Here is a 13,336-nt window from a genome sequence, read left to right on the forward strand (position 1 = left end):
CAGCTCAGTAGAACGACGCCGAGTTCCAGTTGGTTAGCGCGAGGCTCACACCTGTTCAGTTCCCGTGGAGTCGAGCGCTTCCCCACAATGTGGACACCGAGTTTGCGAGTGCCCGAGTTTCGAGTGTATCGACTCCGTCCCCGCATCGTCCGCCTCGTTCGACGCTTGTCGTTCGCGTGCTCGCTCGTCCATGAATCCCGCCGCCAGAATACTCGATGGGAGTGCGAAGAAGGCCACGCCACCGAACGTGGTTATCGCGCCGAGGAGACGGCCCAGTGGCGTCCCCGGAACGACGTCGCCGTAGCCGACGGTGGTGAGCGTCACGATTGCCCACCAAAGTGCGGCGGGAATCGACGAGAATGCCTCCGGTTGCGCCCCTCTCTCGACGAAGAACATGAGCGTCGACGCGAGGAGGGCAATCGTTCCAGACCCGATGAACGCAATCGAGAGGTCGTCACGCTGGGCAACCAGCACCCGTCTGAAACGGATTCGTGAGCGCTGTAATCGCGGCAAGTTGAACATGCGAGCCAACCAGAGGACACGGACCCACCCAATCGACCCGGGGACGAACAGGACACCGAACCAGTAGCCCACGATTACCACGAGGTCGAGGAGAACGAAAGGACGACGAACGAACCGAAGTCGTCCCGTTGAGCCTCGACTTCCAGTTTTGACTGGGACTGCCCACAGACGGATGACAAACAGGATTGTAAAGAGAAGAACAGACACGTGACCGAACCAGTCGAACCACACGGAAAACGCACTGTAGAGGGGTTCGACACTCCCGAACACGACCGCGACCACGTTCAGCGAGGCGAGTACGAGCGCGGCGTTTTCGAGGCGTTGTGCCCTGCGATTTCTCATCTCGGGGTCGACTAGTCTCCACGCGCGGCGTTTCGTCGAACTACTCATGTGTGATATATCAACGTAGACACGTATATCGCCGCTGCCGATTCGGGTCGGCCCCACTTCGATTCGCCTCGATTCTGTACGTGCCTCTCTGACAGCCACGAATATTGTGTCGCGTGTTGTCATCTATCCATTGCATATCGTTACCGAGAGGAGAGTCAACACACGTCAAATGTTTTCACTCCCGGGTGAACAGTGTACGTAATGTCACTCGACGCACCTGACCTCGCACCACTGTTCGACCCAGACACCGTCGCTGTCGTCGGTGCGAGTCCAGACTCGTTCTACGCCGGCAACCTCATCGACCACTTGCTCGCGTATGGGTTCGAGGGAACGCTCTACCCCGTCAACCCAAAGCGCGACGAGGTGTGGGGGCGCACCTGCTACGACGACATCGACGACGTCCCCGAGACGGTCGACCTCGTCGTCGTTAGCGTCCCCCGTGAGTACGTGGTCGACGTGGTTCGTGCTGCTGGCGAACGTGGTGTCCCCGTCGCGCTCGTCGTCGCCGCTGGCTTCTCGGAGGCAGACGACCGGGGTGTAGAGTTGGAAGCCGACCTCGCGAGGGCGGCCGACGAAGCGGGCATCCACGTCGTCGGGCCGAACTGCATCGGTGTCATGTCTGCGCGCGGCGCGACGTTGACGGCGACGTGTTCGCGTGAACCCCGCCCTGGCTCGATCGGACTCGTCAGCCAATCGGGTGCGCTCGCGTTCACCACGTTCTTCGAGCGGGCCGCTGACGCTGACGTCCACTTCAGCCACATCGTCTCGACCGGTAACGAGGCCGACCTCACCACGAGTGACTACGTTTCGTACTTGGCCGCCCAAGAGACGGTCGACGTCATCTGCGCGTACGTCGAGGGGGTGGCCGACCCCGAACGGTTCATGCGCGTCGCGGAAGCCGCAACTCGTGCGGGGACGCCTGTTCTCACGGTGAAAATCGGACAGAGCGACGTTGCTGAGGCGGCTACCCTCTCACACACCGGATCTATGACTGGAGACGACGACGCCTGGGAGGCCGTGTTCAGACAGACTGGCGTCCAGCGTGTCGCAGACATTCCCGACCTCCTCTCGCAGGCGAGTGCCCACGCAGCGTACGACGCCCCCGACGGGAACCGCGTCGCAATCGCGTCTACCAGTGGCGGACTCGCGAGTCTCCTCGCGGACTTGGCCGACGAACGAGGTCTTTCGCTCCCAGACCTGACCGGCGAGACCGAACAGACGCTCCTCGACATGGACGAGTTACTCACCTTCGGCGAGTTCCACAACCCGGCAGACATCCGTGGGTATGGTGCGGAAGTTCTCTCCGAAATCGCCGACACGCTCTTCGCAGACGACACGTTCGACGCGTACGTGTTCGCAATCGGTCTGTCCGCCGTCGACGAGCGCGCTGCTCGCGTCGCCGCTGACCTCGAAGCAATCGTCGAGCGGGCCGACGACCCGGTAGTTGTCCTCTGGACTGGTCGAAAAGTCCCCGACGACCCCGCCGAGACACCACCGCACGAACGCCTCAGAGAGTCGGTCCCAGTGTACGAAGACCCCGCTCGATGTCTAGACGCCGTCGCATCGCTTGTCGACGCAGCGGCTGACCACGACCGACTCGCCTCACGCCCGACGCGTGCAGAACTCGCCGACCAACTCGACACAGCGACGGTCGACCTGCCCACAGACCGCGTCCTCACGTGGGAAGAAAGTGAGCGTCTGCTCGCTGCGTTCGACGTCCCCGTCGTCGACACTCGATTGGCGACAACGGCCGAGGAGGCCGCGGCCGCCGCGAGAGACCTCGGCTTCCCGGTCGTCCTCAAGGTCGACTCGCCGGCACTCCCTCACCGAACGGATATCGGCGCCGTCCACGTCGGTGTCGACTCCGCCGAAGCGGCCCGCGAGTCGTTCGACGCGATCATGAGTGCCGCACGGGAGAACGCTTCCGACGAGGAAATCGAAGGCGTCCTCGTCCAACCGATGGTCGACAACGGCGTCGAGGCCATCGTCGGCGTGTCGTCAGACGAGGTGTTTGGCCCCCTCGTGACCGTCGGCCCAGGTGGGGTGCTCGTCGAGGTGCTGGACGACGGCGCAGTGCTAGTGCCTCCGTTCTCACGGGCCGACGCGCGAGAAGCAATAGAAACGACGGCACTGTCTGACATGCTCGAGAATCGCCGTGGGAGTCCCGCGCTCTCGGTCGACGAACTGGTCGACGTAGTGGTCGCAGTCGGCGACCTGGCCGCCTCGGCCGACGTCGCAGAACTCGACCTCAATCCGGTGCTCGTCACGGCAGACGGGCCAGTCGCTGTCGACGCGCTCGTCCAGACGCGTGAGTGAGAACCAGTGAAAAAGAACCGTCGAACGAGTGTTTCCGCCTACTCGGGCGCGCGTTCGAGCAACCGTCGGTAGCGGTCGACGGTCGCCGTATCGAGGAAGACACTCTCGACTTCGAGCGAGTCACGCTCGGAGGCGTCGAACGACTCGACTAGTCGTCTCGCCTGTGTAACCTCGTCTGGCGGCGGCGTGAACGCCTCGTTTATCACACTGACTTGTGCCGGGTGAATCGCTGTCATCCCGACGAAACCAGTCTCACGAGCACGCTCGGCGACCCGTCGGAGTCCAGCCTCGTCACCGATGTCGAGGTGGACGGAAGCAACTGGGTCGACACCACCCATCGCGGCGTATTCGACCGTGAGCAGTTCGAGTCGTTTTCGAATGCGGTCCGGTGTCCCCGGAGACCCAACGGCCTTACAGTAGTCTGCGAAGCCAAACCCGAGGCTCTCGACGCCCGTCTCCCGACATGCTGCTGCGATGTCGGTGCCGGCGTGCATTCCTGTTGGTGTCTCTACGGTCGCGCGGAGGCGTGGTGGGTCGTCGGTGAGCGCCGTCAGTTCCCGCCACGTCTCGCGGATGTCGCGACCGGAGTCGACCATCGGGAGTGCGACTGCGTCGGCACCCGCCTCGACAGCGGTTTCGAGGTCGGACGCGAAGTCCTCTGTCCCCCACCCGTTGACTCGAACGGCCACCTCACGGTTCACGTCGAGGTTGGGGACGTGCTCTCGTAGATTCTCGCGGGCTGTCTCTCGCCGTGAGGGGTGGACCGCATCTTCGAGGTCGAAGATGAACGCGTCTGCGTCGGTCCCGACTGCCTTCTGGAGCATCTCGGCGTCGTCTGCTGGCGTGAACAGCGCAGACCGTCGTGGGCGGGCGGTGTGTGTCGTGTCGTTGCTCATGTCGATAGCCCCGTCATTCGTACTTCGCGAGTAGTTCGTGTTCGATTCGCTCGACTGGGTGGTGACACGCAGCCTCGTGGTCGCCGTCCTGATAGGTTGTTCGCTCAGGTTCGACACTCCAGCACTCCTCAGTCGCTTTCGGACAGCGTGGCGCGAAGTTACACCCTTCCGGGAGGTTCACTGGATTCGGCGGTTCCCCTGGGAGGAGCACTCGCCGGCGCTCTTCTGTCGGGTCAGCGTTCGGCGACGCCGACAACAGCGATGCCGCGTACGGGTGTTTCGGATTCTGGACGAGTTCACGAGTCTCCCCGAGTTCGACGATACGCCCCAGATACATCACGGCCAGTCGGTCGCTAATCTGTGAGAGGCTCGCCAGGTCGTGGGAGATGTAGACGATACCGATGTCGCGTTCGTCCGCCATCTGTCGCAGGATGTTGAGGATACTGGCCTTCAGTGAGACGTCGAGCATCGACGCCGGTTCGTCACAGATGAGCAGTTCGGGGTCGAGGACCAACGCTCGCGCGATTGCAACCCGCTGGCGCTCTCCGCCCGACAACTGGTGTGGGTAGTCGTCGAGGTACTTGTGTGGTGGATTTAGTCCGACATCAGAGACCGTCTCGCGGACTTTCTCCTCGATGGTGTCGCGGTCGTAGCCATGAATCTTCAGTGGTTCTGCCACCGCCGCTCGGACGGTCTGACGTGGATTCAGTGAGTCGAACGGGTCCTGGAAGATGAACTGCACCTTCGACCGGAACTCCTTCGACCCACCGTCGAGATATTCGTCGACGGTCGTCCCGCGGAAACTGATAGTGCCGTCGGTCCGGGGTTGCAGCACGGAGATAACTTCTCCGAGTGTGGACTTCCCGCACCCGGACTCGCCGGCGATACCGACGATTTCGTTCTCGCGGACGTCGAGGTCGACCTCGTTGACTGCCTTGACGTAGTTGGGTTCGTTACCACGAAGTTGGTCGATGATGCCTTGGGTCTGCGTGAACCACTTCGAGAGGTCGTCCGTCTCCAGAACGGTGTCCCCCACGTCGCCACTCTCTCCGCGCTCTGCAAATTCGAGCCCCCACGTCTCCGGTTCGGTCGCTTCTGTGCGGAGGTGCTCGACACGGTCAGTGTGGTAACACGCAGACCGCTGGTTCTCGACGGTCTGTATCTCTGGGTGGCCATCCTCGCACGCCTCGGTGGCGAACGGACAGCGGTTCCGGAAGACACAGCCGGTGGGCTCTTCCGTGAGGTCGGGAAGTGACCCCGGGATGGAGATGGCTTGACTGTCGAAGTCGTCGATATCCGGGAACGAGTTCTTCAGCCCCATCGTGTAGGGGTTCGTCGGGTTCTTCAGGACGTGTCGGGTCTCCCCTTGCTCCATCACCTTTCCGCCGTACAGCACGGAGACGTCGTCACAGGTTTCCGCCACGACGCCGATGTCGTGGGTAATCAACAGCAACGAACTGTCGATTTCTTCTTGAATCTCCATCAGTTTGTGGATGATCTTGTCCTGGACGATGACGTCGAGTCCCGTCGTGGGTTCGTCGGCGATGATGAGGTCCGGGTCGAGGGCGAGTGCCATCGCAATCGTGACTCGCTGACGCATCCCCCCCGAGAACTGGTGGGGATAGTCCGTCGTCCGAGCGGGGTCGAGGCCGACGATTTCGAACACCTCGTCCACCCGTGCTTGCGCTTCTGCCTTCGAGACGTCACGATGCGTCGTGATGGACTGTCGAATCTGCTTCCCGACAGTCATGACGGGGTCGAGCGAGTCCATCGCGCTCTGGGGGATGTACGAAATCTGTTGCCAGCGGACGTCTCGCCACTCCTTTTCGGAGAGGTCGAGGAGATTCTGGCCATCGAACCGCACCGTTCCAGACTCGATTCGTGCGTTGTCGTCGAGCAGTCCGAGAATCGAGTGAGCGATGGTCGACTTTCCACACCCGGACTCGCCGACGAGTCCGTAGTTGTCGCCGCCGTCGACCGAGAAGGAGACGCCGTTGACCGCGTGGACGTCTTCCTTGGCTGTCTTGTACCTGATTCGTAGATCTTCAACTTCGAGTAGACTCATTCTTCACTCCGTAGTTCGGGGTTGACGACTTCCTCGAAGGCGCGACCGACGAGGAACACCGAGGTAGTCACTGCTGCGATACCGATGGCCGGTGGGAGTACCCACCACCACGCTTCGCGCATCCCGCCGGATTCGAACACCTGCTGGAGCATCCGGCCCCAGGATGTCGCTGTCGGGTCGCCAAAGCCGAGGAACGCGAGCGACGCCTGACCTGCAATCGCCCACGAGACGGCGTAGGCGGTGTACAGGAACCCGACGCCGATGACGTTCGGCGCGACGTGTAAGAACATGGTTCGTAAGTGACCCGAACCTGCGGAACGTGCGGACTTCACGAACGTACGCTCCCGGACGGTCATCACCTCCGAGCGGATGACCCGTGCAGGCATCTTCCAGAAGAACGCCACGATTACTGCGGTGATGAGGAAGATGTTCGGTTGGACGAACGTCAGCACGAGCAGCGCCATCGGCAGGAACGGGAGCGCGAACGTCAGGTCGGTCATGCGCATCAGCACCTCGTCGACCCGACCGCCGAAGTAGCCACTCGTCAAGCCGACGAGGAACCCGACCACCCCTGTGCCAACTCCGCCGAAGAAGCCGACGATGAACGTCGGGCGGGCGCCCGCGAGGAACTGGCTCAACACGTCCTTACCGAACGTCGTCGTGCCGAGCAGTGCCACGCTGTTGGGCGGGGCGGTTCGCATCATTCCCCCGTCTTCCGTTTGGACTGTGTCCTCGATGGGTTCGTATGGGGCGAGCGCCGGGCCGAACAACCCGAGGAAGAGGAACGCGAGAAGGACGACGACACCGACTTTCGCTGCGTCGTCTTTGAGCACGACTGCCATGACGTTCTTCGCCCGCGTGAGGTTCTCCGAGATACGGTCTTTCACCACACTCCGGTCGACCGAAACGGACGACAGCGAGAGGATCGACATCAGACGTCACCTCCTTCGACCGTCGGGTCGACCTTCGCGTACATCACGTCCGCGAGGAGGTTCATCACGATGACCGCGAAGGCCATGATGAAGATGGCTGCCTGAACCGTCGGGTAGTCTTTCTGATTGATTGCCAAGACGAGTGCACGGCCGATACCCGGCCACGCGAACACAACTTCGAGAGTGATGACTCCTTGGAACATCATGCCCAGCCGGAGCGCGAAGTAGGTCAACAACGGGAGCATCGAGTTTCGACCGGCTCGAGCGAGTTGTTCCATCTCTGAGAGCCCTTTCGCGCGGTGGAGCGTGAGAAATGCAGACCCCTTCCGCTCGACGACCGAGTTGCGTGCGAGCATCAGGAAGTCACCACTGTAGTACAGCACCGTCGCGAGGAACGGCAAGAAGTAGTGCATCGCGAAGTCCGGATGGAGATACGTCTCGACGAACCCCTCGGGGTTCGCAACTGGGCTTCGCATCCCGAACGCGGGGAGGAGGTCGAGTTGGTACGAGAAGATGATGAGAAAGAAGATTCCCGTGACGAACACCGGCGTCGACCGAAAGAACGTCGTGACGACGATGCTCGACTGCTCGAACCACGACCCGCGGTTCCACCCTGCGTACGAGCCGAGGGCGGAACTAACGATGGCCGTCACGACCAACGCTGGCACGAGGAGAATCATCGTGTTGAGCAGTCGCGGGAAGATAATCTCGCTCACCGGGCGACTCTGCGCGATAGAGAACCCGAAGTTGAGTGTCAAGAGACTCTGGACGTACTTGATGTACTGGACGTAGACTGGTTCGTCGAGCCCGTACTGGACTCGCAGCGCCTCCACCTGCTCTTGTGTGAGACCTCCAGAGGCGATGAGCGAACTGAACGGGTCGCCCGGAAGGAGCCGCAACGTGAGGAAGATGATCGAGACGGAGACGAGCGTCAATACTAACGAGATGGCAATTCGTTTGACGAGGAAGCGTCTGAAACTCATGGAATAGTGAAAGTGGGGTGTCCTCTGTTGATTCAGGAGAAGTCAGGCTGGTCTAGGTCAGACCGGTCGGCGTGCCCGTCTTCTACCCGTTCGGCGAACGCCTCCCACGCGTCGCCCGTTGGTGCGACGAGCGTGTCACCGTCGAAGGTGTAACCCGCCTGTTCGAGCATCTGCTTACCCTTCTCAGGGTTGTACTCGTACGTTGGGATGTCGCTGGTGTAGAACGGTGCCATCATGTCGGAGATGAGGTTCTGCCCCTCGATGGGCGTCCCACGACCGCCGAGGACACCCTCGACGAAGCCCTCTTTGTCGACAGAGTGGCTCAGCGCCTTCCGGAACACCTTGTCCCGGATGAGCGGGTTGATGTGGTTGGTGTGGACGTCGAGCGGTGCGTAGTTCTTCGACACCTGCTTTTCGACACCGTCCGCCGAGGCAGCACGGTCTGCCTGCGAGTTCGACAGCGTCGTCCCGATCGCGTCGATGTCGCCACTCTGCATGGCACCGATGAGCGCGTCGACGTTACCGACGTTGGCCCAGACGATACCGTCGATGCCGTCACCGGGGGTGAAGAACTCGCCGAGGTACTCCTCGCGGGTATCTTCGTCCCACATCCAGTGGTCGGGGTTCTTCTCGACTGCGAAGCGGGTGCCCTGCTCCCAACTCGAGAACTGGAACGGCCCCGTACCGACCGGGTTATCGGGGTTGTGCTGTGCGGGGTTGTCGACGTCCTCCCACTTGTGCTTCGGCAGGATGACGCTGCGAACCATCCGCTGGGTCAAGAAGGCCGCGTCGGGACGCTTGAGGTTGAACCGGACACGACCGCCGCCGCTCTCTGAGACGACTTCGACACTCTCGATGGGTTCGTAGAACGGACCCATCTCGGGGGAGTTGTACTCTTTGAACAGTTCGACGCTGAACTTCACGTCCTCGGGGCCGAACGGCTCGCCGTCGTGCCACTGGACACCCTCGCGGAGGTCGACCTCGACCGTCGTTTCGTCGACGACGTCGGCGTTGACCGCCAGCGCCGGCACGATTTCCAACTGGGGCGAGGCGTCGAAGAGACCGTCGTAGAGGTTCGTGAGACGCTTCGCCTCTGGACCGCCGCCCGCCCAAGCGATGTTGAGGCCACCCATCGACGCAAGCACGCCTTTGACCCACGTGCTCGAATCGCCGGTTGGCTGAAGGTTCACTTGAGTCCAGATGAACGAGTCACGGTTGGTACCGTTACCGGGCATGGGGACGTACCCGTCCCAGTCGGCGGTGTTCCCCGCCATGATGACGTCCGTGAAGGCGATGGACTGGATGTAGGCGTCCTCGCTCGCCTTTCGCTGAATCTCTTGACAGAGTTCGACGCGGCGCTCTTTGTCCTGAATCTCGGTCGACTGCTCTTCGAGCAGTTCCGTGATTTCGGGGTTGTTGTAGTTGTAGTAGTTGCCGCCCGTCCGTGGGTGCATCCGCATCAAGAACGGGTTCGGGTCGAGACCACGCTGTGGGTCCGGCCCGTGAGTGTTCATCGACACTGAGACTGTGTGACCTGTGTCGGCTGCCCAGTACTCGTCGTACATGACGTTCGTCGGGACGTCGTCGAGTTCGACCGGCGCACCGATGTCTTCGAACGCGCGTTTAATCATCAGCGCGTGCTCCCGCATCCACGGTTCTTCGTCGGATGCAAAGTTGACCGTGATAGCTGGGACAGGTGCTCCCTCGGTCACCGTGTACTCGAAGGGGATGTTGTCGTTGTTCTTCGTCTCGAGAGGCCACTCGCCACGGAACATCGTCTCGACGCTCCGGCCATCGCCACCACTGCTTCCGCCACCGCTTCCGCTGTCGCCGCTTCCGCTGTCGTCACTTCCACCGCCACCGTCGCCGCCGCTTTGTCCACCACATCCAGCGAGGCCACTGGCACCAAGTGCTGCAGTCGTTACCAACATTCGTCGGCGGGTCAATCCTGAATCCTGCGAAGGATTATCATTAGACATGTTGTGTGGTGCCACAATTCATTAATCCTATATAAATATTGGTAATGATTAGACATAAACAATCGAGGTCATTAACAGTATACAGTATTAGATTTATTATATCATATATTGCAATCTAACTGCTGTCTACTGATTCATTCCCGTAGCGAACGAGTACTCTGACTTCGAGACTGACACCAGCCATCGTCGCGCACCGCACAGCCCTTCTCGACTCAGAAGTTGTCGATATATCTATAAATATTAGACAGGTGACAATTCAGTCACGACAGTGTTCGCTCGGCGGCCTCCGGACGGAGGCATGCCTCAAGGGGTTGTGGTGACAGAGGTTGCTGGACTCGCCGGGACTGAGCAAACCGAAGGTTTGCGAAGGTCGGCGAGTCCACGAACGACTGACGGAGCGTAGCGACGGAAGAAAGTGAGTGGACTCGCCGGGATTTGAACCCGGGGCCTCTCCCATGCCAAGGGAGTGATCTACCCCTGATCTACGAGCCCTCAACACTTCGTAGCCGCCACCCATTTAGAAGCCCTTCGATTCCGAAGCGCCACGAGTCGAAACGGTTTAACCCGACGCGCGTAGAGCAACCAACGGGAATCCAGCACGGCCGCAAATCTGACGCGCCCGCATGAGCGGGCTTGGGATTGCGGTAGTGCCCCGGTAGTCGCCAATGCGACTACGGGGTACTCGTTTCTGCGGTCAGTGCGGTTCCAACCCGCAACAATGGCACGAATGCACACCCGCCGCCGTGGCTCGTCCGGTTCGGACAAGCCCGTGGCAGACGAAGCACCGGAGTGGAGTGACGTCGACGCAGAAGACATCGAAGCACGCGTCGTCGAACTTGCCGAACAGGGCAACGACCCAAGCCAGATTGGCCTGGCCCTGCGCGACGAAGGCGTCAAGGGCGTCCCGGTTCCGGACGTCAAACTCGCCACCGGCAAGAAAGTCACCACCATCCTCGAAGAGAACGACGCGTCCCCGGACCTTCCCGAGGACCTCCGTAACCTGATGGAACGCGCAGTTCGCCTCCGCGACCACATGGAGGAGAACCGACAGGACAAGTCCAACCGTCGCGCACTCCAGAACACGGAGTCGAAGATTCGCCGTCTCGTGTCCTACTACAAGGGCAACAAGCTCGACGACGACTTCAAGTACACCTACGACGTCGCCGTCGAACTCCTCGAGAAGTAACTAGATGTCTATGAGCCCCGCCGAACAGACTCCCGCTGCCGAGGACGCCGCGATGCTTCGCGAGGCGACGTTCGTTCGCCTTCGCGTTCACACGAGCGGTGCCGCCGTCGCCGCAGCGGGCGTCATCGGGCGGGCGCTCGAGACACTCGACGTTCCCTTCCGTATCCGAGCGACCGAAGCTCCCGACACTGTCGCAAACGACGACGTTGCGGCCGTCGTGGGGCTCTCGGACGCCGATGCCGACCTCGAACTCGACCCACGCGATGGCGTCGCTATCGTCCGCGAACTCGGTGTCGACCCCGACCCGGTGGTCGCACTGGCTGGCCTCCACGCCGCCGGTGTCTCGCCGGAGGACGACACCGCACTCGTAGACGCCGCGACCGACGCGGGTGTCGAGTCCCGACCCGGTGTGGCTGTTCCAACAGCAGACCTCGCCGACGGACTCGCACACTCGACGCTCGTCCACGCGCCGTTTTCGGCCGACAAAGAGCGCACACAGGCGGCACTCGCCGAACTGTCGCTCCCGGCCGAACTCGACGTGGACGCACACAGGCGCGTCGCCTCACTCGTCGCACTCGAAGCGACGGGTGGTGAAGCGACACCGCGGTCGACGACCGCGGTCGAACGCGTCTTGCATCCGGAGGCAACCCCGAATGGACTGTTTGCGACCGTCGGCGGACTCGCCGACGTGCTCGATGCAACTGTTCGGGAGGTCCCCGGTCTCGCCGTCGCACTGGCACTGGGTCACGACGCTCGTGACGCGGCGCTCGACGCGTGGCGAGACCACGCGAACGCGACACACGCAGCGCTCCGCGAGGCGACCACAGGACGCTACGAGAGCCTCTATGCGCTCTCGTGCGACCTCTCGTCTCCGGGACGACTCGCGACAGTCGCACGACTCGCCCGCGACTTCCGGTCGCCGGAACCGACCGTGCTCGCGGTTGGAACCGGCGCTGCGGCACTCGTCTCGACCGGCCCTGCCGGGTTGGACGACGACCTCGCCGCGGCCGCGACCGAACTGGGCGATGCGTCCGCGACTGGGTCACCCGAGGAAGCGACGATGCGGTTCGACCCGTCGGTCGAGCCAAAAACGGTCGTCGAGGCCGTCAGGGAGGTGCGCCGATGACTCGGCGGGCGACCCTGCGGACCACCCACGACGACCCCGACATCGTCGCTGCGGCACTCGGCCCGGACAACACGGAGTCGATGCACACGACAATCGAAGGGGACGAACTCGTCACGACAATCGAACGCGATTCGACCGGTGGACTCCAGTCTACGGTCGATGATTACGTCGTCAACGTGACGGTCGCACAGACCGTCATCGCAGCAACACGAACGCACACAACCACTAACCATGAGTGAACGATCCGTCTCTAAGCAGAAGCGCGGAAAGCGATGGTACAAGGTCATCGCTCCCGAGAATTTTGACCGTCAAGAACTCGGCGAAACCTTCGCCGACGAACCCGAGAAGGTCTACGGCCGAACCGTCGAAGCGACCCTCGGCGAACTCAACGACGACCAGGGCGCGAACAACGTCAAGCTCACCTTCAAGGTGAACGACGTCGGCAGCGACGCCGCCTACACCGAGTTCATCCAGCAGGAACTCACCCGAGACTACCTCCGTAGCCTCGTCCGCCGCGGCGCCTCGAAGGTCGAAGCCAACGTCACGGCTGTGACAAAGGACGACTTCCGTGTCCAGGTCCAGCCTGTCGCCTTCACGACGAAGAAAGCCGACCGCAGTCAGGAACACGAGATTCGCCGCATCATGATGGAGCTCACCCGCGAGGCCATCACCGAGCGAACCTACGACGACCTGACCAACAGCATCACGGAAGGCCGTCTCTCGTCGGCAATCTACGGCGAGGCGAAGCAGATTTACCCGCTCCGCCGCGTCGAAGTCAAGAAGTTCTCCCTCGAAGCACGCCCCGCGGAAATCGAGGCCGAGGAAGAAGCAGCCGTCACCGTCGACGAAGACGACGTCGCAGTCGACGTCGACGAAGACGCCGAGTAAGTCCGCTCGACTCGCGGACCGACTTCCAATTCCGACTTTTTCGGACGCGACGC

11 protein-coding genes and 1 tRNA gene are annotated in these 13,336 nt (G+C 61.8%); 5 read left to right on the top strand and 7 right to left on the bottom strand.

Translation table 11 applies throughout. The features are described 5' to 3' along the window. Positions 1 to 45: 45 nt before the first annotated feature. The gene (locus tag GJR98_RS12305; protein WP_191965461.1) at positions 46 to 912 is read right to left on the bottom strand and encodes an ion transporter; all 867 of its coding nucleotides are present in this window, start codon (positions 910 to 912) and stop codon (positions 46 to 48) included. A gap of 201 nt (positions 913 to 1,113) precedes the next feature. Between GJR98_RS12305 and GJR98_RS12310 the strand changes: the two genes are divergently transcribed. After that, entirely contained in the window at positions 1,114 to 3,228 is a 2,115-nt protein-coding gene (locus tag GJR98_RS12310) for an acetate--CoA ligase family protein (protein WP_151138891.1), read from the top strand. A gap of 38 nt (positions 3,229 to 3,266) precedes the next feature. Here the strand turns inward: GJR98_RS12310 and GJR98_RS12315 are convergent, their stop codons facing one another. The 6 genes from GJR98_RS12315 to GJR98_RS12340 form a co-directional block, all read right to left on the bottom strand. Then, positions 3,267 to 4,124: an HpcH/HpaI aldolase/citrate lyase family protein gene (locus GJR98_RS12315; RefSeq protein ID WP_151138893.1), complete on the bottom strand. Its 858-nt coding sequence runs from the start codon at positions 4,122 to 4,124 to the stop codon at positions 3,267 to 3,269. A gap of 13 nt (positions 4,125 to 4,137) precedes the next feature. Further along, complete coding sequence (locus tag GJR98_RS12320) at positions 4,138 to 6,189, bottom strand: dipeptide ABC transporter ATP-binding protein (RefSeq protein WP_151138895.1); 2,052 nt, start codon at positions 6,187 to 6,189, stop codon at positions 4,138 to 4,140. After that, positions 6,186 to 7,121 carry an ABC transporter permease gene (locus GJR98_RS12325; RefSeq protein WP_225316399.1) on the bottom strand — a complete coding sequence of 312 codons (936 nt, stop codon included), beginning with the start codon at positions 7,119 to 7,121 and terminating at the stop codon, positions 6,186 to 6,188. The genes GJR98_RS12320 and GJR98_RS12325 overlap by 4 nt, the downstream gene beginning before the upstream one ends. After that, positions 7,121 to 8,104: an ABC transporter permease gene (locus GJR98_RS12330; RefSeq protein WP_151138903.1), complete on the bottom strand. Its 984-nt coding sequence runs from the start codon at positions 8,102 to 8,104 to the stop codon at positions 7,121 to 7,123. The genes GJR98_RS12325 and GJR98_RS12330 overlap by 1 nt, the downstream gene beginning before the upstream one ends. A gap of 32 nt (positions 8,105 to 8,136) precedes the next feature. Further along, the gene (locus tag GJR98_RS12335) at positions 8,137 to 10,035 is read right to left on the bottom strand and encodes an ABC transporter substrate-binding protein (protein WP_151139447.1); all 1,899 of its coding nucleotides are present in this window, start codon (positions 10,033 to 10,035) and stop codon (positions 8,137 to 8,139) included. Between the two features lie 468 nt (positions 10,036 to 10,503). After that, positions 10,504 to 10,575: transfer RNA gene (locus GJR98_RS12340), tRNA-Ala, on the bottom strand. A 226-nt stretch (positions 10,576 to 10,801) separates the two neighbouring features. Between GJR98_RS12340 and GJR98_RS12345 the strand changes: the two genes are divergently transcribed. The 4 genes from GJR98_RS12345 to GJR98_RS12360 are packed head-to-tail and all read left to right on the top strand — an operon-like array spanning position 10,802 to position 13,283. Beyond that, positions 10,802 to 11,269, top strand: coding sequence for a 30S ribosomal protein S15 (locus tag GJR98_RS12345; protein ID WP_151138905.1), 468 nt, complete (start codon positions 10,802 to 10,804; stop codon positions 11,267 to 11,269). A gap of 4 nt (positions 11,270 to 11,273) precedes the next feature. Continuing rightward, positions 11,274 to 12,395: an exonuclease gene (locus GJR98_RS12350; protein ID WP_151138907.1), complete on the top strand. Its 1,122-nt coding sequence runs from the start codon at positions 11,274 to 11,276 to the stop codon at positions 12,393 to 12,395. Beyond that, on the top strand, positions 12,392 to 12,634 hold the full coding sequence (locus tag GJR98_RS12355; RefSeq protein ID WP_151138909.1) for a KEOPS complex subunit Pcc1: 243 nt from the start codon (positions 12,392 to 12,394) through the stop codon (positions 12,632 to 12,634). Before GJR98_RS12350 ends, GJR98_RS12355 begins: the two co-directional genes overlap by 4 nt. Further along, entirely contained in the window at positions 12,627 to 13,283 is a 657-nt protein-coding gene (locus GJR98_RS12360) for a 30S ribosomal protein S3ae (RefSeq protein ID WP_151138911.1), read from the top strand. Before GJR98_RS12355 ends, GJR98_RS12360 begins: the two co-directional genes overlap by 8 nt. Positions 13,284 to 13,336 lie beyond the last annotated feature (53 nt).

The sequence above is a fragment of the Haloferax marinisediminis genome, from assembly GCF_009674585.1.
GTDB lineage: Archaea > Halobacteriota > Halobacteria > Halobacteriales > Haloferacaceae > Haloferax > Haloferax marinisediminis.

Coding starts and splice junctions, on each gene's coding strand:
- GJR98_RS12345 (WP_151138905.1), top strand. CDS start 10,802: ATGGCACGAATGCACACCCGCCGCCGTGGCTCGTCCGGTTCGGACAAG.
- GJR98_RS12320 (WP_151138895.1), bottom strand. CDS start 6,189: ATGAGTCTACTCGAAGTTGAAGATCTACGAATCAGGTACAAGACAGCC.
- GJR98_RS12315 (WP_151138893.1), bottom strand. CDS start 4,124: ATGAGCAACGACACGACACACACCGCCCGCCCACGACGGTCTGCGCTG.
- GJR98_RS12350 (WP_151138907.1), top strand. CDS start 11,274: ATGTCTATGAGCCCCGCCGAACAGACTCCCGCTGCCGAGGACGCCGCG.
- GJR98_RS12335 (WP_151139447.1), bottom strand. CDS start 10,035: ATGTTGGTAACGACTGCAGCACTTGGTGCCAGTGGCCTCGCTGGATGT.
- GJR98_RS12305 (WP_191965461.1), bottom strand. CDS start 912: ATGAGTAGTTCGACGAAACGCCGCGCGTGGAGACTAGTCGACCCCGAG.
- GJR98_RS12330 (WP_151138903.1), bottom strand. CDS start 8,104: ATGAGTTTCAGACGCTTCCTCGTCAAACGAATTGCCATCTCGTTAGTA.
- GJR98_RS12325 (WP_225316399.1), bottom strand. CDS start 7,121: ATGTCGATCCTCTCGCTGTCGTCCGTTTCGGTCGACCGGAGTGTGGTG.
- GJR98_RS12355 (WP_151138909.1), top strand. CDS start 12,392: ATGACTCGGCGGGCGACCCTGCGGACCACCCACGACGACCCCGACATC.
- GJR98_RS12310 (WP_151138891.1), top strand. CDS start 1,114: ATGTCACTCGACGCACCTGACCTCGCACCACTGTTCGACCCAGACACC.
- GJR98_RS12360 (WP_151138911.1), top strand. CDS start 12,627: ATGAGTGAACGATCCGTCTCTAAGCAGAAGCGCGGAAAGCGATGGTAC.